This window comes from Streptomyces sp. NPDC047315 (assembly GCF_040643215.1).
Lineage (GTDB): Bacteria > Actinomycetota > Actinomycetes > Streptomycetales > Streptomycetaceae > Streptomyces.
Window position 1 is genome coordinate 11777 of sequence record NZ_JBEYTZ010000042.1, and the last position, 19102, is coordinate 30878.

Consider the following 19102-nt stretch of genomic DNA (forward strand, 5'->3'; position numbering starts at 1 on the left):
CCCGCCCTCACGAAGCGACCGGAGCGACCGGAGCAGCCGGAGCGACCGAACGCGCGTCGCGGCGGACCAGTTCCGCGTAGCGTCCGTCGAGCGCGAGGAGTGCGTCGTGGCCTCCGCGCTCCGCGATCCGGCCGCCGTCCAGGACCACGATCTCGTCCGCGTCCCGGACGGTGGACAGCCGGTGCGCGATGGTGATCGTGGTGCGGCCCGCCGAGAGCGCGTCGATGGCTTCCTGGACCGCTTGCTCGGTACGGGTGTCCAGCGCGCTGGTCGCCTCGTCGAGGATCAGCACCGGGGGGTCGCGCAGGATGGTGCGGGCGATGGCCAGGCGCTGCTTCTCCCCGCCGGAGAAGCGGTATCCGCGCTCGCCGACCACCGTGTCGTAGCCCTCGGGGAGCGCGGCGATGTGGTCGTGGATCTGGGCCGCCCGGGCCGCCTGCTCGATCTCCGCGTCCGTGGCGTCCGGTTTGGCGAAGCGCAGGTTGTCGGCGACGGAGGCGTGGAAGAGGTACGTCTCCTGCGAGACCACGCCCACCGCGCGGGCCAGGGTGTCGAAGTCCAGGTCGCGGACGTCGACCCCGTCGAGGGTGACGCGACCGCCGGTGACGTCGTACAGCCGGGGCACCAGATAGCTGAGCGTGGACTTGCCGGAGCCGGTGGGGCCGACGACGGCCAGGCTGCCGCCCGCCGGGACGCTCACGTCGACCCCGTCGAGGGTGAGCGCCGACTGCTGGGGGTCGTACGCGAAGTCGACGCCCTCGAAGCGCACCTCGCCGCGGACCCGCGCCAGCCGCACGGGCTCGGCGGGCTCGGTGATGTCGACGGGCAGGTCGAGGTATTCGAAGATGCGCTGGAACAGGGCGAGGGAGGTCTGGATGTCGACGCCGGTGGACAGCAGGCTGACCGCGGGCCGGAACAGGCCCTGCTGGAGGGTGACGAAGGCGACCAGGGTGCCCAGGGAGATCGTCGCCCCGCCTTGCAGGGCGAAGCCGGCGGCCCAGTAGATCAGGGCGGGCATCGCGGCCATGACGATGCCGATGGTCGACATCCGCCACCGGCCGGCGAGGCTGGCGCGCACTTCGAGGTCGACCAGGCGCTCGGACTCCGCAGCGAAGGAGCGGGTGAGGGAGTCGGCTCGGCCCATGGTGCGGCCCAGCAGGATGCCGCTCACGGAGAGGGATTCGGTGACGGTGGCGGCCATGGCCGCCATCTGCTTCTGCCGCTGGGTGGTGATCTTCTTGCGCTCGCGGCCGACCCGGCGGCTGATCCAGACGAAGACCGGCAGCATCAGCAGCGAGACGAGGGTCAGCCGCCAGTCCAGGGCGAGCATGGCGACGACGGTGGCGACCACGGCCGTGAGGTTGGAGACCAGGGAGGTGGCGGTGGAGGTGACCGTCGCCTGCATACCGCCGATGTCGTTGGCTATCCGGGACTGGACCTCGCCCGTGCGCGTGCGCGTGAAGAACGCCAGCGGCATGCGCTGGAGCTGGGCGTAGACCGCGGTGCGCAGATCGTGCATGACGCGCTGGCCGACCGTGGTCGATATCAGGGTCTGCAGGACGCCGAAGACGCTGGTCAGCACCGCGATGAGGATCATGCCGAGGGCCAGCAGGGTGAGCAGGCCGGTACGCCCCTGGGGGATCGCGGTGTCCAGGATCGCCTTCAGCAGGAACGGGGAGGCGACGGAGACCAGGGACGCCGCGCCGACGAGCAGCCCGACGAGGGCGAGCCGGCCGCGGTAGGGCGCAAAGAGCCGGAGGATCCGCCGCACCTGCGCGGGCGGCTGCTCCGACTGCTTGTCCGGTGGCGTCCAGGTGATCGTTTCGGGGCGCATGGTCTCCTTCGCGGGTGCGCGGGTGCGCTGGTCGTCTGGGTGGCGGGTCGTGGGCTCCGGGCCTTCCTCTCCTCGATAGCCCCGCGGGCGCGCGTGCGCGCGACCGACCTTTGCGAGCGTAGCTCACTGTTACCTATGTACACAATGAATTAGGTCCTGTTATTGTTCCCGCATGACCACCCCCGATCCGGACGGCCTGCTGGCCGAGCAGTTGCTACGGCTCAGCAGACGGCTCCACCGCAGCCAGCAGCGGCATCTGGACGGGGCCGGGATCACCATCACGCCGGCGCAGTCCCGGCTGCTGCGGGTGCTCTCGCACTACGACGAGCCGCCCCGGATGTCCGATCTCGCCGACCGGCTGGAGGTGGTGCCGCGCGCCATCACCAGTCTGGTGGACGGACTGGAGGCGAGCGGTCGGGTCCGTCGCGCCCCCGACCCGAAGAACCGCCGGGTGATCCGCATCGAGCTCACGGACACCGGCCGCACCACCCTTGGGGCGCTGCACGCGGTGCGCCGCGCCGCCGCGGAGGACATCCTCGCCCCCTTGAGCGCCGAACAGCGCACGGCGTTCGGCGGACTGCTGTCGACGCTCGTCGACGGCGCGGGGCGACAGGACTGCTGACGCCCGGCCCACAAGACGCACACGCCATGGCCGCGCCGAGAGGCCGAGAGAGCGTGCACCGAGAGAACGACAGACCAGCTGAGCCCAGAGGGGACCGTCGACCATGCCGGACCTGCCGAACCGCCCGCGGACGGCGCACCCGTCGCGCCGAGCACCACATCTGCCCCGGCTGCCGCAGCTGCCGCTGCTGGAGCCCGACCCCGCCGCGCTGAGGCCGCACGAGCGACGTACGCCCGCGGCCGACCGGGTCCCCGACGACCTCGCCCACGGCGCCGACGAGCGCCTGCGCGACGACCTGACCCGGCTGCTCGGCGCCGACAAGACAGACGAGACCGACAAGGCCAGCAAGGCCGACAACGTGCTGTGGAAGGTCTCCGACCTGGTGAAGTACGCGTCGGACGCCAGCCCGTACCGCTTCCTGCCCCGGGTGGTCGTGATCGCCGAGGACGTCGCCGACGTCTCCGCCGTCCTCGCGTACGCCCGCGCCGAGGGCCGCAACGTCGTCTTCCGCGCCGCCGGCACCTCGCTCAACGGCCAGGCCCAGGGCGAGGACATCTTGGTGGACGTGCGCCGCCACTGGGCGGGCGTCGAGGTGCTGGACGACGGCGCGCGCGCCCGCATCCGCCCCGGCACCACGGTCTTCCGCGCCAACGCCGCCCTCGCCCGGCACGGCCGGGTGCTCGGCCCCGACCCGGCCAGCTCCATCGCCTGCACCATCGGCGGCGTGGTGGCCAACAACGCGTCCGGCATGACCGCGGGCACCACCCGCAACTCCTACCGCACCGTCGCGTCGCTCACCTTCGTCCTGCCGTCCGGGACGGTCGTGGACACCGCGGCCCCGGACGCGGACGAACTCCTGGCGCGCGCCGAGCCGGAGCTGTGCGAGCAGCTGCTGGCCCTGAAGGCGGAGATCGAGGCCGACGCCGGGCTGACCGCCCGCATCCGCGCCAAGTACGAGATCAAGAACACCAACGGCTACCGCCTGGACGCCTTCCTCGACGGCCGCACCCCGGTGGAGGTCCTGCGCGGTCTGTTGGTCGGTTCCGAAGGCACCTTCGGCTTCATCTCCGAGGTCGTCTTCGACACCCTGCCGCTGGACCGCGAGGTCTCCACGGCGCTGTTGTTCTTCCCTTCCCTGACCGCCGCCGCGGCTGCCGTCCCCCTCTTCAACGAAGCGGGCGCGCTCGCCGTCGAGCTGATGGACGGCAACACCCTGCGCGCCTCCGTGAGCGTGGCCGGCGTTCCCGGCGACTGGGCGCGGCTGCCGAAGGAGGCCGCGGCCCTCCTGGTGGAGTTCCGCGCGCCGGACCGGGCGCGGCAGGAGGCGTACGAACGGGCCGCGGCCCGTGTCGCCGAGGGGCTGGAGCTGATCGCGCCGGTGCCCTCGGTGCACAACGAGTTCACCCGGGACGCCGCCACGATCGCCGGCTACTGGAAGGCCCGCAAGGCGTTCGTGACCGCGGTCGGCGGCGCGCGCCCGGCCGGTACGACCCTGATCACGGAGGACTTCGCGGTGCCGCCGGGGCGGCTCGCCGAGGCGTGCGAGGCCCTGCTCGAACTCCAGACGCGGCACGGGTTCGACGCCGCCGTGGCCGGTCACGCCGCCCACGGGAACCTCCACTTCCTCCTCGCCTTCGACGCCGGCCGCCCCGCGGACGTGGAGCGCTACGCCGCCTTCATGGACGACTTCTGCCGGCTGACGGTGGAGCGGTTCGACGGCTCCCTGAAGGCGGAGCACGCCACCGGCCGCAACATCGCCCCGTTCCTGGAACTGGAGTGGGGCCCGCGCGCCACCGAGCTGATGTGGCGTACGAAGCAGGTCATCGACCCCGACGGGGTCCTGGCGCCGCGGGTCGTGCTCGACCGGGACCCCCGGGCGCACCTGCGCGGGCTGAAGACGATCCCGCGCGTGGAGGACGTCGCCGACCCCTGCATCGAGTGCGGCTTCTGCGAACCGACCTGCCCGAGCCAGGACCTGACCACCACGCCCCGCCAGCGGATCGTGCTGCGGCGCGAGATGATGCGCCAGCCCGAGGGCGCGCCCGTCGAGGACGCGTTGCTCGCCTCGTACGGCTACGACGCGGTCGACACCTGCGCCGGCGACTCCACCTGCAAGCTCGCCTGTCCCGTCGGCATCGACACCGGCGCGCTGATGAAGGACATGCGCCATCGCCGCCACTCGGCGCGCGAGGAGCGGATCGCGGCGCTCACCGCCCGGCACTTCGCCGCGGTGGAGACCTCGGCGCGGCTCGCGCTGGCCGCCGCCGAGCGGGTCGGCGACCGGTTCGGCGACCGGCTGCTGTCGTCGGTGACGGGGCTGGCGCGCAGGGCGGTGCGGCCCGACCTCGTTCCGCAGTGGCTGCCCCAGATCCCGGGGCCGGCGGCCCGCGAACTGCCCCGCACCCGGCGCTCGGAGGCGTCCGCGGTGTACTACCCGGCGTGCGTCAACCGCATCTTCGGCGGCCCCGGCGAGCAGCGCGGACCGGCCCGCGACGGCGCCTCCCGCGGCCCGTCGCTGCCGCAGGCCGTGGTCGCGCTCTCGGCCCGCGCCGGCAAGCCGGTGTGGATCCCCGAGGACGTCACGGGCACCTGCTGCGCCACGATCTGGCACTCCAAGGGGTACGAGGAGGGCAATCGGCTGATGGCCAACCGGATCGTGGAGGCCGCCTGGGGCTGGACCGCCGGGGGCACCCTGCCGCTGGTCGTGGACGCCTCGTCCTGCACGCTGGGCATCGCCCACGAGGTCGTGCCGTACCTCACCGACGACAATCGGGAGCTGCACCGGGAGCTGACCGTGGTCGACTCCCTGGTGTGGGCGGCCGACCACCTGCTGCCGCACCTCACCGTGGTCCGCAAGGCCGGCTCCGCGGTCGTCCACCCCACCTGCTCGATGGAACACCTGGGCGACACCGCGCAGTTGCGCGCTCTCGCCGAGGCGTGCGCCGAGGAGGTCGTGGTCCCGGACGACGCGGGGTGCTGCGCCTTCGCCGGTGACCGGGGCATGCTCCACGAGGAGCTGACGGAGTCGGCGACGGCCAAGGAGGCGGCCGAGGTGACGTCCCGGCACTTCGACGCGCACCTGAGCGCCAACCGCATGTGCGAGATCGGCATGGACCGGGCGACCGGCCGTTCGTACTACTCGGTGCTGTTGGAGCTGGAGCGCGCCACCCGGGGCGGCGGCGGTGCATGAGGCAGCGGCGTACGACACCGGCCGCGAGACCGGCGGCACCGGCCGGAAGGGCGTGACCGCACGGGTCGAAAGGCGCAGGGCACGGGCCGGAAGGGCGTACCGCACGCGTCGGAAAGATGAGTATCCGTACTCTGACGGCCGGCCCCGGCCCGCTCGGACACTGAGTGCATGGCCAAACGAACGCACCTCATCCGCCATCTGTTGACGACCCTGGCGCTCGCCGGTGCGGCGGCGGCTGCGTGGGCCGCCTGGCTGGGCTGGGACCAGCAGCGCGACCAGCACGCCGACGGGTACACGACCGGCCCGTACGAAGCGTGGCAGGTGGTCGGGCTCGTCTTCACGCTGCTGGCGCCGGTGTACTGGGCGGCTGCGCGGGCGTACGTGCCGGCGGCGGTGCTCGGCACCACCGCGGGGCTGACCGTCGCCGCCTACTACGACTGGTCGGACGACGCGAGCGGGCTCTTCGTCATCGGCGTCGGCATGATCATGCTGGGGACGCTGGCCGCGACCGGGTTGGTCTCAAGCCTGGTCAGCACCTGGAAGCCGCGGGCCCGGGTGGAGTTGCCCGGGCACTGAGCAGAAAAGCGCCCGTCCGGCACCGAGTCGACGGCGGTCGAAGCGCCACCCCGGCGGGGCGGGGCGCTTCGACCGCCGTCGCAGGTTCTGACGTATCCACGCGTACCCACGACGCACCCCTTGTGTGCCCGCGCATGGTCCGTCGAGCGCCCACCCGCACCAGACGCCCTCTTGCGCATCAATGACCCCACCATCCATCGTGCTCACCGAGGTTCAACATCAGCCGCGCACCATCAGCTCCCCCAGGAGGCTCGGTGAACGACGCAGCCACACAGAACCACGGCGCCTCAGAAGGCGACGACAACGATGTCTCCCCCAGCCGGCGTTCCGTCCTGCGGACGACGGCCGGGGTCGCCGGGGCCGGGCTCACGCTCGGCGCCGTCGGAGCAGCGCCGGCCTCGGCGGCGGACACCGCCGTGCCCGGCGCGCCGAAGGACTCCGCTCCCCCGCGCAAGGGCCCCACGATGGCGGGCGTCCCCTTCGAACGGCGCAGTACCGTACGGGTCGGGATCATCGGCCTCGGCAACCGGGGCACCAGCATGCTCGGGGTCTTCCTCGCCCAGCAGGGCGTACGGATCGTCGCCCTGTGCGAGCCGGTGCGGGCCAAGGCCGAACGCGCCGCAGCGAAGGTGGTGGCCGCCGGCCAGCCCGCCCCCGCGATCTACGCGAAGGACGAGGACGACTACCGCCGGCTCTGCGAGCGCGGCGACCTCGACCTGGTCTACGTGGCCACGCCCTGGGAGACCCACTTCGCGATGGCCAAGGCCGCGATGCTGGGCGGCAAGCACGTCGGCGTGGAGTGTCCCGTCGCGATGCGCCTGGACGAACTGTGGGCGCTCGTCGACCTGTCCGAACGCACCCGGCGCCACTGCATGCAGCTGGAGAACTGCTGTTACGGCAGGAACGAGCTCAGAGTGCTGCGGATGGCGCACGCGGGCCTGTTCGGCGAGCTGCTGCACACCGCCGGCGCGTACAACCACGACCTGCGCGACCTGCTGTTCGACCCGGACTACTACGAGGGCCCCTGGCGGCGGAAGTGGCACACCCGGCTGCGCGGCGACCTCTATCCGAACCACGCCTTCGGCCCGGTCGCCAACTACCTGGACGTCAACCGCGGCGACCGTGCGGTGAGCATCGTCAGCTTCGGCACCCCGGCGCTCGGCCTCGCCGAGTACCGCGCGGCGAACATGCCCCCGGGCGACCCGAGCTTCAAGGAGTCGTACACCTCCGCCGACCGCACCTTCAGCATGGTCCGCACCGCGAAGGGGCGGGTGATCCGGCTGGAGCACGACGTGTCCACCCCGCACCCGTACAGCCGGATCAACAGCCTCGGCGGCACCAAGGGCGTCTTCGAGGACTATCCGGCGCGGATCTATCTGGAGCCCGACCACAGCAACCATCAATGGGGGGATTTCGGCCGGTACGCCGACTGGGACCACTGGCTGTGGAAGGAGCATGCGAACCCGCCCGGCGGGCACGGCGGGATGGACTACCTGATGGTGTTCCGGTTGATGCAGTGCATGCGGCTCGGTCTCGTGCCTGACTTCGACGTGTACGACGCGGCGACCTGGACGGCGCCCGTTCCGCTCAGCCATGCGTCAATCAGGGCGCAGGGCGCTCCCCAGGAGATCCCCGACTTCACCCGGGGCGAGTGGCGCAAGGCCCGATCGGGAATGGATTCGGCCAAACCCGTGGAGTGAGGGAACAGCCACCGATGACGGCCCGCACCGCGCCGGTCGCGGGCCGTCCGACCCGTTCCGACGGGCCCTGACGCACCCTTGACGCCCGCTCTGACCTGGCCGACTGCAATTGGTCATACAAAAGGTCCGCAGGCCGCCCGAAAACCGATTGCGCAATGGGGCCGCGGGGAGCGAACCTGTCACGGTTTGCGCCAACTTTCGATTCGTGCTGGGACGCCATGCAGATCCAAGACCTTCCGTACAAAGATCCCGGCGATCCCGACATACGGTCCGGTACGCGCTTCATGGTCTGGCTCTTCAGGAACCAGCTGGACGGCCAGGCCAAAGCGCTGGGCTGGGGTCTGCTGAACCAGCTCTGCATCGCCGCGCTCTCCGTCGGGACGGGCTTCGCCGTGCAGGCGGTGGTCGACGGGGACGGCACGAAGCTGCTGTACGCCGGCGGGCTGATCGCCCTGCTCGGCGTCGGCATCGCCCTCGGCGACACCATGCTGCACCGCTCCGCGGTCACCAACTGGATCACCGCCGCGGCGCGGGTGCAGCAGCTGCTGGCCCGCAAGACCGCGGAGCTGGGCTCGGTGCTGACCCGCCGCGTCGCGGCCGGCGAAGTGGTCGCGGTCTCCACCGGTGACGTGGAGAAGATCGGCTGGTTCGTGGAGGCGTTCTCCCGGTTCGCCGCCGCCGCGACGACGCTGGTCGTGGTCACCGCCGGGCTGTTGGCCTACCAGCCCGCGCTGGGCGTCGTCGTCGCCATCGGCTATCCGGTGCTCGCGCTGGCCGTGCTGCCGCTGCTGCCGCACGCCAGCCGGCGCGCCGACCTCCAGCGCGAGAAGGCCGGCTACGCCACCGAGCTGGCCTCCGACACTGTCGCCGGGCTGCGCGTACTGCGCGGCATCGGCGGTGAGGAGCTCTTCCTCGGCCGCTACCGCAGGGCCTCCCAGGAGGTGCGCCGGGCCGCGGTGCGCACCGCGCGCATGTGGTCCGTGATCTCCATGGTCCAGGTGCTGCTGCCGGGTGCGCTGATGCTGACGGTCGTGGCGTACGGCGCCAAGCTCGCCCTCGACGGGAAGATCGCCGTCGGCGAGCTGGTCACGGTGTACAGCGCGGTCCTGCTGACCATGCACCCGCTGCGCAACATCGAGGAGATCGCCCTGGCGTACTCCTACTCGAAACCGTCGGCGAAGCGGGCCGCCCGGGTGCTGGCCCTGAGCCGTACGCACACCACCGACGCGGCTCCCGCCGGGGCGGACCGGGACCTGCCCACCGGTGACCTGCACGACCCCCACACGGGCCTGGTCGCCCCCAAGGGACTGCTGACGGCGGTCGTCTGCGGCGACCCGGACGCGGCCGGAGCGCTCGCGGACCGGCTCGGCGGCCACCCGGTCTCCGAGGAGGCGCCCTCGTCCGACGAGGACGCTCCCGCCGTGCGGGCTCCGGCGTCCGTCCTGCTCGGCGGCGTCCCGCTGGACGGGCTGCCGCTGGAGGAGGCGCGCACCGCCGTCCTGGTCCAGGACAAGGACCCGGTGCTGCTCTCCGGCACCCTGCGTGAGCTGCTGGAGGTCCCCGCCTCCGGTCAGGTCTCCGCTGCGGACGCGCTGGAGGCCGCGCAGTGCGCCGACGTCCTCAACGCGCTGGCGCAGGCGTCCGCCGGCACGGCCGGCGGGGGCGACCCGATGGAGACCCCGATCACCGAGCGGGGTCGCTCCCTCTCCGGCGGGCAGCGCCAGCGCCTGGCCCTGGCGCGTTCGCTGGTGACCGACCCCGAGGTGCTGGTGCTCGACGAGCCGACGTCGGCCGTCGACTCGCACACGGAGGCGCGGATCGCGGCCGGTGTGAAGCGGCTGCGCGAGGGCCGCACGACGGTGGTCTTCGCCTCGTCGCCGCTGCTGCTGGACCTGGCGGACCGCGTCGTCCTGGTGGACGGCGACGACGTGGCCGCCGTGGGCACCCACCGCGAACTGATGCGCAGCGAGCCGCGCTACCGGGCCGTCGTCGCCCGGGAGACCAGCGACGAGGTCGAGCGGAAGCTGACGGAACGACCGGCCGCCGCGGGACCCGCCTGAGCCCGACGTCGTCCCCTCCCCCACCTCCCCCACACCCCCTGTTCCCCACCACACCAAGCACGCGATCTTTGGAGGAGCGACGATGTTCCGGGTGAAGCCGCCGGCGTACGATCCGGCGGCCCCCGAGTCGGCGACGACGCTGCCGGTCGGCAGCAGCGCGACCGTACGGGCCTATGTGCGCATGCTGCTACAGCGGCACCGGCGCGCCTTCGCCGTGTTGATCACGGTGCAGGCGGTCGCGGTGATCGCCTCCATGGTGGGTCCCTATCTCCTGGGCTCCGTCGTGGACCGGCTCGACGACGGAGCCCGCGAACTCCACCTGGAGCGCACGGTCGCGGTGTTCGCGATCGCGCTGCTGCTCCAGGCGCTGTTCGTGCGCACCGTGGCGCTGCGCGGGGTGATGCTCGGCGAGGAGATGCTGGCCGATCTGCGCGAGGACTTCCTCGTGCGGTCGGTGCGGCTGCCCCCGGGCGTGTTGGAGCGCGCCGGCACCGGTGACCTGCTCTCCCGCATCACCACCGACATCGACCGGCTCGCGAACGCGATGCGGGAGGCGGTGCCGCAGCTCGCCATCGGCGTGGTGTGGGCCGGGCTGCTGCTGGTGGGCCTCACGGTCACCGCGCCGCCGCTGGCGCTCGCGGTCGTCGTCGCCGCGCCGCTGCTGATCGTCGCCTGTCGCTGGTACTTCCGCCGGGCGCCGGCCGCCTACCGGGCCGAGGCCGCGGGGTACGCGGCGGTCGCCGCCTCCCTCGCGGAGACCGTCGACGCGGGCCGCACGGTGGAGGCGCACCGCCTCGGCCGCCGCCGGGTGACCCAGTCGGACCGGCGGATCAAGGAGTGGACCGCCTGGGAGCAGTACACGATGTACCTGCGCTCGGTGCTGTTCCCCGCGGTCAACGCGACGCACACCACGGTGCTGGGTTCGGTGCTGCTGATCGGCGGCTTCTTCGTCCTCCAGGGCTGGCTCGACATCGGCCAGCTGACCACGGGCGCGCTGCTGGCGCAGATGCTGGTGGAGCCGGTGGGGATCGTGCTGCGCTGGTACGACGAACTCCAGGTGGCCCAGGTGTCGCTGGCGCGGCTGGTGGGCGTGCGGGAGATCGAGCCGGACGCCGGCGACGACCGCATCCGCCCCGAGGGCCGCGCGGTCCGCGCCGACGAGGTGCGGTTCGGCTACCGGGAGGGCGTGGACGTGCTGCACGACGTGACGCTGTCGGTGGAGCCGGGCAGCCGGGTCGCGCTGGTGGGCCCGTCGGGCGCCGGCAAGTCGACCCTGGGCCGGCTGCTGGCGGGGATCTACGGGCCGCGGACGGGCCGGGTGGCGCTCGGCGACGCGGAGCTGTCGCAGATGCCGGCCGAGCGGGTCCGCGAGCACGTGGCGCTGGTCAACCAGGAACACCACGTCTTCGTGGGCACCCTGCGGGACAACCTGCGGCTCGCGCGCACCGACGCCGACGACCCGGAGCTGTGGTCGGCGCTCGGCGCAGTCGACGCCGAAGCCTGGGCCAGGGCGCTGGAGGACGGCCTCGACTCGGAGGTCGGCTCGGGCGGTTTCGCGCTGACCCCGGCGCAGGCGCAGCAGATCGCGCTGGCCCGGCTGGTGCTGGCGGATCCGCACACGCTGGTGCTGGACGAGGCGACCTCGCTGCTCGATCCGCGGGCGGCGCGCCATCTGGAGCGCTCGCTCTCCCGGGTCCTCGAGGGCCGTACGGTCGTGGCGATCGCCCACCGGCTGCACACCGCGCACGACGCGGACGTGATCGCCGTGGTGGAGGACGGTCGGATCAGCGAGTTGGGTCACCACGACGAGTTGGTGGCGGCCGGTGGCGCGTACGCGGCGCTGTGGCGCTCCTGGCACGGCTGACCGAACCGTCGTACGCATGCACGTACGACGACGGCACGGCCCCGGCGCCTGAGCGGTAGGCGCCGGGGCCGTGCCGTGTGCGGCGCAGGCCTGGTGGGGCTCCGGCGTGCGCTGGGCGCGGCGTGCTCAGGCGCCGACGAGCTCCGCCTTGTTCATGGCGAGGACCACCCGGTCCTGTGCGTCCTGCTGCCCGCCGTCCTCGGTCGCGAACTGCGCCGCGCCGCCGATGAGGAAGCCGCCGATCAGCACGGGGGCCACCTCGCCTGCTGCGGCGCGCGGCGCGCCGTCCGGCACGACCATCTTGGCGAGCTGTCCCGCGCCGCCGATCAGGAAGGCGGAGGCAGCGATGCCGCTGAGGGCCAGGGCGAGGCGGCGACGGCGCATGGGCACTCCCGGGTGGGCGGGCCGCCCGACGGGCGGCGGCGGCTGGAGGCACGGTACGGCCCCGGGCCCGCGCGCACCAGCCCTGTGTACGCCCGGCGGGGCTCCGTGGCGAAGCGGTGACGCCCCCGTGCCCGGACCGGAACGCTCCGCATCGCCGCGCGGCGCGCGGCCGTCAGATCACGTTGAGCGCGGCGGCCCCGCCGACTCCCCCGAGGAGCATGAAGACCGGCATCAGCACCTTGATCTCCACCCAGCTCCCGGCGCGGAACCGCAGCGCCTTCGGCGGCCCGATGGGGTACCAGCGCTTGCTGCCGACCGGGATCGGCCACAGGATCGGGCAGCCGGAGACGGTGAGGGAGTCGCCGATGTCGTGCACGATCGCGCCGAGGACGATCGGCAGCCCGAGCCACAGGTACTCCTGGCCCGGGGCGGTGAACAGCCAGTCGGAGCCGTTGCCCGGCTTGTCGAGGACGCCGGCGAGGATCCAGGCGCTGGTGGCGCCCAGCAGCCACACCAGGACGTCGCTGGAGACCCGCGCCGCCCGCCACAGCAGCCCCTCGACCGCGAGCACCAGGTGGACGAAGAGGATCGCGAGGACGGCCCACCGGCCGCCGGTCACGGCCAGCGCGGAGGCGCCGCCGCCGATCAGGACCGCCCAGAGCCAGGTGTGGGTCAGCGTGCGGTGGCCGCCGGTGCGCCGCTTGTCGCCGGGCTTCTTGGTGGCCTGGTAGACGGCGTACGAGAGCTTGTCGACGATCTCGCACAGGGCCCGGGACACCGGGCCGAAGGACCGCGATATCGTCGCCGCCTTGTGGTCGAGGTCGGGCGCGAGCGCCGCCCCGGCGCAGATCAGCGCGCCGACCACGAGCACCGGCCAGGGCATGGGGTGGCCGGCCGCGGCGGTCGCCGCGCCCACCCCGAGCCAAGCCGCCGCCCCGGAGAGTGAGTGCGCCGGTCCCATCATGGTGTGATCCCCGCCCCGTGGCCGCACGCGCACCCGGTGGCCCGCGTCCGGCTGTCGCTGTTGTGGTGAAGCCAGTTGACGCGTCAGCGTACCTTTCGTGATCTTCCGATCGCCGGGCGGATCCCGAACCGGGGTGAAGGCGCGACCCGAAGGCAGGCAAGATGGGGGGCGTGACCCTTATCGATCAGATGCCGCCGGACGCCGACCCCGATGCCCTCTTCGAGTCCTTCTCATCCTGGGCCGAGGGCCGGGGCATCTCGCTCTACCCGGCGCAGGAGGAAGCGCTGATCGAGGTGGTCTCGGGCGCCAACGTCATCCTGTCCACGCCCACCGGCTCGGGTAAGTCCATGGTGGCGGCGGGCGCGCACTTCACCGCACTCGCCCGGGACGAGGTCACCTTCTACACCGCGCCGATCAAGGCGCTGGTGTCGGAGAAGTTCTTCGACCTGTGCAAGATCTTCGGCACGGAGAACGTCGGCATGCTCACCGGCGACGCGTCCGTGAACGCGGACGCCCCGGTGATCTGCTGCACCGCCGAGGTGCTGGCCTCCATCGCCCTGCGCGACGGCAAGAACGCCGACATCGGCCAGGTCGTGATGGACGAGTTCCACTTCTACGCGGAGCCGGACCGCGGCTGGGCGTGGCAGATCCCGCTCCTTGAGCTGCCGCAGGCGCAGTTCGTGCTGATGTCGGCGACCCTCGGCGACGTCTCCCGCTTCGAGCAGGACCTGACCCGCCGCACCGGCCGCCCCACCGCGGTCGTCCGCTCGGCGACCCGCCCCGTCCCGCTGTCGTACGAGTACCGGCGCACCCCGATCACGGAGACCCTCACCGAACTGTTGGAGACCCGGCAGGCGCCGGTGTACATCGTGCACTTCACGCAGGCCGCGGCGGTGGAGCGGGCGCAGTCGCTGATGAGCATCAACATGTGCTCGCGCGAGGAGAAGGAGCAGATCGCCGCGCTGATCGGGAACTTCCGCTTCACCACCAAGTTCGGCCGCAACCTGTCGCGCTACGTCCGCCACGGCATCGGCGTGCACCACGCCGGCATGCTGCCGAAGTACCGGCGCCTGGTGGAGAAGCTGGCGCAGGCGGGCCTGCTGAAGGTGATCTGCGGTACGGACACCCTCGGCGTGGGGGTGAACGTCCCCATCCGCACGGTGCTGTTCACCGCGCTGACGAAGTACGACGGCAGTCGGGTGCGCACCCTGCGGGCGCGGGAGTTCCACCAGATCGCGGGCCGCGCCGGGCGCGCCGGCTTCGACACCTCCGGTCTGGTCGTGGCCCAGGCGCCGGAGCACGTGATCGAGAACGAGAAGGCCCTCGCGAAGGCCGGCGACGATCCGAAGAAGCGCCGCAAGGTGGTCCGCAAGAAGGCCCCGGAGGGCTTCGTCGCCTGGTCGGACACCACGTTCGAGAAGCTGATCGACTCCGAGCCGGAGCCGCTGACCAGCCGGTTCAACGTCACGCACACCATGCTGCTGTCGGTGATCGCCCGCCCGGGCAACGCCTTCGAGGCGATGCGCCACCTGCTGGAGGACAACCACGAGCCGCGCCGCAACCAGCTCCGACACATCCGCCGCGCCATCGCGATCTACCGGTCGCTGCTGGACGGCGGGGTGGTGGAGCGGCTGCCGGAGCCGGACGCGCAGGGCCGCATCGTGCGGCTGACCGTCGACCTCCAGCAGGACTTCGCGCTCAACCAGCCGCTGTCCACCTTCGCACTGGCCTCCTTCGAGCTGCTGGACCCGGCGTCGCCGTCGTACGCGCTCGACATGGTCTCGGTCGTGGAGTCCACCCTGGACGACCCGCGGCAGATCCTCGCCGCCCAGCAGAACAAGGCGCGCGGCGAGGCGGTGGCCGCGATGAAGGCGGACGGCGTCGAGTACGAGGAGCGGATGGAGCGGCTCCAGGAGGTGACGTACCCCAAGCCCCTGGAAGAGCTGCTGTGGCACGCGTACAACGTGTACCGCAAGAGCCACCCGTGGGTCGGTGACCACCCCGTCTCCCCCAAGTCCGTCATCCGTGACATGTACGAGCGGGCGCTGTCCTTCACCGAGTTCACCTCGTTCTACGAGCTGGCGCGGACCGAGGGCATCGTGCTGCGCTATCTGGCCGGCGCCTACAAGGCGCTGGAGCACACCATCCCGGACGACCTGAAGTCCGAGGACCTCCAGGACCTGATCGCCTGGCTCGGCGAGATGGTGCGCCAGGTGGACTCCAGCCTCCTCGACGAGTGGGAGCAGCTGGCCAATCCGGAGGTGGAGACCGCCGAGGAGGCCCAGGAGAAGGCCGACCAGGTCCGGCCGGTCACCGCGAACGCCCGGGCGTTTCGGGTGCTGGTGCGCAACGCCATGTTCCGACGGGTGGAGCTGGCGGCCCTGGACAAGGTGGGCGACCTGGGCGAGTTGGACGCCGACTCGGGCTGGGACGCGGACGCCTGGGGGGAGGCGATGGACGCGTACTGGGACGAGTACGAGGAGCTGGGCACCGGGCCCGACGCCCGCGGCCCCAAGCTGCTGCTCATCGAGGAGGACGAGCCGCACGGCCTGTGGCGGGTGCGGCAGGTCTTCGCCGACCCGAACGGCGACCACGACTGGGGCATCAGTGCGGAGGTGGACCTCGCCGCGTCCGACGAAGAGGGCCGGGCGGTCGTGCGCGTCACGTCCGTCGGCCAGCTGTGAGGGGCTGACGGCGATGGGAGAGGTGCGATGACGAACCCGGCGGAACGCCTGGTCGACCTGCTCGACCTGGAGCGGATCGAGGTGAACATCTTCCGCGGGCTGAGTCCGAACGAGTCCCTGCAACGGGTCTTCGGCGGTCAGGTCGCGGGGCAGGCGCTGGTGGCGGCGGGCCGCACCACGGACGGGGAGCGCCCGGTGCACTCCCTGCACGCCTACTTCCTGCGCCCCGGCCGGCCCGGGGTGCCGATCGTGTACCAGGTCGAACGGGTCCGCGACGGCAGGTCGTTCACCACCCGCCGGGTCACCGCGGTGCAGGAGGGTCGGACGATCTTCAATCTGACGGCCTCCTTCCACCGGCCCGAGGAGGGCAGCATCGAGCACCAGCTGCCGCCCCGGCTGGACTTCCCCGACCCGGAGACCCTGCCGCGGCTGCCGGACGAGATCCGGGCCCACCTGGGCACGCTGCCCGAGGCGCTGGAGCGGATGGCCCGCCGTCAGCCGTTCGACATCCGCTACACCGAGCGGCTGCGCTGGAGCCCGGCGGAGGTCGAGCAGAAGGAGTCCGATCCGCGCAGCGCGGTGTGGATGCGCGCGGTGGGGCCGCTGGGGGACGACCCCCTGGTGCACACCTGTGCGCTGACGTACGCCAGCGACATGACGCTGCTGGACGCGGTGCGCATCCCGATCGAGCCGCTGTGGGGCGCTCGGGGCTTCGACATGGCTTCGCTGGATCACGCCATGTGGTTCCACCGCCCCTTCCGGGCGGACGAGTGGTTCCTGTACGACCAGGAGTCCCCGATCGCGACGGGCGGCCGGGGGCTGGCCCGTGGCCGCATCTACAACCGGGCGGGCGAACTGCTCGTGTCGGTGGTGCAGGAGGGGCTGTTCCGCCCGCTGGACCGCTGAGCGGTCCAGCACCCGAAGACCTGAGGAGACGAAGCATGACCACGTTGCACGACATTGCGCTCCAGACGCTGACCGGTGAGCCCACGTCCCTGGGCGCGTACCGGGGTTCGCTCGTCCTGGTGGTGAACGTGGCCTCGCAGTGCGGTCTGACGCCGCAGTACGCGGGGCTGGAACGGCTGCAGAAGCAGTACGGCGACCGGGGCTTCACCGTCGTCGGCGTGCCGTGCAACCAGTTCGGCGGGCAGGAGCCGGGCAGCGCGGAGGAGATCGGCACGTTCTGCTCGGCGACGTACGGGGTCAGCTTCCCCATGCTGGCGAAGGCGGAGGTGAACGGGGCGGGGCGGCATCCGCTGTACGCGGAGCTCACGCAGGTGCGGGATGAGCAGGGCGAGGCGGGTGACGTCCAGTGGAACTTCGAGAAGTTCCTCCTGGACGGGGAGGGTGCGGTGGTCGCCCGCTTCCGCCCCCGTACGGAGCCGGAGTCCCCCGAGGTCCTCGCGGCGATCACCTCCCGCCTCCCCGAGTAGCCTTCCCCGTCCGCGGGCGCCCGCGCCTCCGCTGCGCGGTGCGGAGCCTGGCCTTCGCGCCGTTTCCCTGCGGGAGCGTTGGTCTCCGCGGGTCCACTGTGGCTTTTCGCGCAGTTCCGCCCCCCATGCCCAGAGGGCATGGGGGGACCCCAGCGCCCCTGTTTCGCTGCCCCGTCACCTCCTCTGCGGGCCGGAGGCGGAGGTCTTTTAGGGGCGCGGGGAACTGCGCGAACAAGCACCACCGGGCGGCAGAGACCAACGCTCCCGCGAGGGAACGGCGAGGGTGTCCAGGGGCGCGGGGTGCCCCCGCAAAGAGCTAGGCCGTGTCCGACAAATCCCGTCTGGGCCGCGGCACCCGCCCTCAGGGGCGGACGACGCTATTTGTCAGACACGACCTAGCGGATGGGAACGCCGGAGAGGGCGCGGGCGATGACCAGGCGTTGGATTTCGCTCGTGCCCTCGAAGATCGTGTAGATCGCCGCATCGCGGTGCATACGCTCCACAGGGTACTCCCGGGTGAACCCGTTGCCGCCCAGGATCTGCACCGCCTGCGCCGTGACCCGCTTCGCGACCTCGCTCGCGTACAGCTTCGACATCGAGCCCTCCGCCGCCGTGAACGGCTTGCCCGTCGCCGCCATCCACGACGCCCGCCACACCAGCAGCCGCGCCGCGTCGATCTGGGTGCGCATGTCCGCCAGTTGGAAGGCGACGCCCTGGTTGTCGATGACGGGGCGGCCGAACTGGGTTCGGGTCTTCGCGTAGTCGAGGGCGACTTCGTACGCGGCGCGGGCGGTGCCGACCGCCATCGCGCCGACGGCCGGCCGGGACGCCTCGAACGTCGCCATCGCCGCGTTCTTCACCCGCTCGCCCTCGCCCGCCCCCGCGTCCTTCGCCCGCTCCCGGGCGCGGGCGAGCCGCTCGTCCAGCTTCTCCTTTCCGCCCAGCAGGCAGTGGCCGGGGACCCGTACGCCGTCGAGGACCACCTCCGCGGTGTGGGAGGCGCGGATGCCGTGCTTCTTGAACTTCTGGCCCTGGGTGAGGCCGGGGGTGTTCGGGGGGACGATGAAGGAGGCGTGGCCCTTGGTGCCGAGTTCCGGGTCGACGACCGCCACGACGACGTGGACATTGGCGATGCCGCCGTTGGTGGCCCAGGTCTTGGTGCCGTCGAGCACCCACTCGTCGGTGGCACCGTCGTACACGGCGCGGGTGCGCATCGCCCCGACGTCGGAGCCTGCGTCGGGCTCGGAGGAGCAGAACGCGGCCAGCTTGACGTCGTCGACGTCGCCGTACATCTGGGGGATCCAGGTGCCGATCTGCTCCTCGGTGCCGTTGGCGAGGACGCCGACCGCGGCGAGCCCGGTGCCGACGATGGACAGGGCGATGCCGGCGTCGCCCCAGAACAGCTCCTCCATGGCCAGCGGGATGCCGAGCCCGGTGGGGTCGAAGAACTGCTGGGCGTAGAAGTCCAGCGAGTAGATGCCGACCTTGGCCGCCTCCTGGATCACCGGCCAGGGGGTCTCCTCACGCTCGTCCCACTCGGCGGCGGCCGGGCGGATCACGTCCGAGGCGAAGCCGTTCAGCCAGTCGCGAACCTGCTTCTGTTCGTCGTTGAGCTCAAATGCGAACTCGGCCATGTCCCCTCCAGGAATGCGAACGCCTGCCGCACGTTACTTGCGGTAACCGCAGTCTGTTACCGGGTAGTAGAGCATGTCAACCGGTCCCGGTCGCGAACACCGCGGGCGTGCGGGGGTGTTAGTTTGCGCAAAGCGTGACGCAATTGGCTCGGGCGGG

At 72.1% G+C, this 19102-nt stretch carries 13 protein-coding genes; 9 read left to right on the forward strand and 4 right to left on the reverse strand.

Annotated features, from left to right (window positions below; genetic code table 11):
* Positions 1 to 7: 7 nt before the first annotated feature.
* Positions 8 to 1834 carry an ABC transporter ATP-binding protein gene (locus ABZ842_RS33890; protein ID WP_361545822.1) on the reverse strand — a complete coding sequence of 609 codons (1827 nt, stop codon included), beginning with the start codon at positions 1832 to 1834 and terminating at the stop codon, positions 8 to 10.
* 172 nt (positions 1835 to 2006) lie between these two features.
* On the opposite strand from ABZ842_RS33890, the gene ABZ842_RS33895 reads away from it, so the two are divergent.
* The 6 genes from ABZ842_RS33895 to ABZ842_RS33920 all read left to right on the forward strand — a co-directional run bounded on the left by ABZ842_RS33895 (position 2007) and on the right by ABZ842_RS33920 (position 11846).
* Complete coding sequence (locus tag ABZ842_RS33895; protein WP_361545825.1) at positions 2007 to 2456, forward strand: MarR family transcriptional regulator; 450 nt, start codon at positions 2007 to 2009, stop codon at positions 2454 to 2456.
* Positions 2457 to 2634: 178 nt separating this feature from the next.
* Entirely contained in the window at positions 2635 to 5646 is a 3012-nt protein-coding gene (locus ABZ842_RS33900) for an FAD-binding and (Fe-S)-binding domain-containing protein (RefSeq protein ID WP_361545953.1), read from the forward strand.
* Between the two features lie 168 nt (positions 5647 to 5814).
* A complete protein-coding gene (locus tag ABZ842_RS33905; protein ID WP_361545828.1) occupies positions 5815 to 6222 on the forward strand; it encodes a hypothetical protein in 408 nt (135 codons plus the stop codon).
* A 254-nt stretch (positions 6223 to 6476) separates the two neighbouring features.
* Complete coding sequence (locus ABZ842_RS33910) at positions 6477 to 7922, forward strand: Gfo/Idh/MocA family oxidoreductase (protein ID WP_361545831.1); 1446 nt, start codon at positions 6477 to 6479, stop codon at positions 7920 to 7922.
* Between the two features lie 218 nt (positions 7923 to 8140).
* Complete coding sequence (locus ABZ842_RS33915; protein ID WP_361545834.1) at positions 8141 to 9982, forward strand: ABC transporter ATP-binding protein; 1842 nt, start codon at positions 8141 to 8143, stop codon at positions 9980 to 9982.
* 82 nt (positions 9983 to 10064) lie between these two features.
* A complete protein-coding gene (locus ABZ842_RS33920; RefSeq protein ID WP_361545837.1) occupies positions 10065 to 11846 on the forward strand; it encodes an ABC transporter ATP-binding protein in 1782 nt (593 codons plus the stop codon).
* Positions 11847 to 11972: 126 nt separating this feature from the next.
* Here ABZ842_RS33920 and ABZ842_RS33925 read toward each other — a convergent pair whose 3' ends face one another.
* Both ABZ842_RS33925 and ABZ842_RS33930 read right to left on the reverse strand, forming a co-directional pair.
* Positions 11973 to 12230, reverse strand: coding sequence for a hypothetical protein (locus ABZ842_RS33925; protein WP_361545840.1), 258 nt, complete (start codon positions 12228 to 12230; stop codon positions 11973 to 11975).
* A 172-nt stretch (positions 12231 to 12402) separates the two neighbouring features.
* The gene (locus ABZ842_RS33930; protein WP_361545843.1) at positions 12403 to 13194 is read right to left on the reverse strand and encodes a metal-dependent hydrolase; all 792 of its coding nucleotides are present in this window, start codon (positions 13192 to 13194) and stop codon (positions 12403 to 12405) included.
* A gap of 170 nt (positions 13195 to 13364) precedes the next feature.
* Here ABZ842_RS33930 and ABZ842_RS33935 point away from each other — a divergent pair, with 170 nt between their 5' ends.
* From ABZ842_RS33935 to ABZ842_RS33945, 3 genes are read left to right on the forward strand one after another with little or no spacing between them, the layout of a single operon-like run.
* On the forward strand, positions 13365 to 15878 hold the full coding sequence (locus ABZ842_RS33935) for a DUF3516 domain-containing protein (protein WP_361545846.1): 2514 nt from the start codon (positions 13365 to 13367) through the stop codon (positions 15876 to 15878).
* A 27-nt stretch (positions 15879 to 15905) separates the two neighbouring features.
* Positions 15906 to 16784: an acyl-CoA thioesterase II gene (locus tag ABZ842_RS33940; RefSeq protein ID WP_361545849.1), complete on the forward strand. Its 879-nt coding sequence runs from the start codon at positions 15906 to 15908 to the stop codon at positions 16782 to 16784.
* Positions 16785 to 16819: 35 nt separating this feature from the next.
* On the forward strand, positions 16820 to 17311 hold the full coding sequence (locus ABZ842_RS33945; RefSeq protein WP_361545852.1) for a glutathione peroxidase: 492 nt from the start codon (positions 16820 to 16822) through the stop codon (positions 17309 to 17311).
* Between the two features lie 395 nt (positions 17312 to 17706).
* Here ABZ842_RS33945 and ABZ842_RS33950 read toward each other — a convergent pair whose 3' ends face one another.
* The gene (locus tag ABZ842_RS33950; protein ID WP_361545855.1) at positions 17707 to 18945 is read right to left on the reverse strand and encodes an acyl-CoA dehydrogenase family protein; all 1239 of its coding nucleotides are present in this window, start codon (positions 18943 to 18945) and stop codon (positions 17707 to 17709) included.
* Between the last annotated feature and the right edge of the window lie 157 nt (positions 18946 to 19102).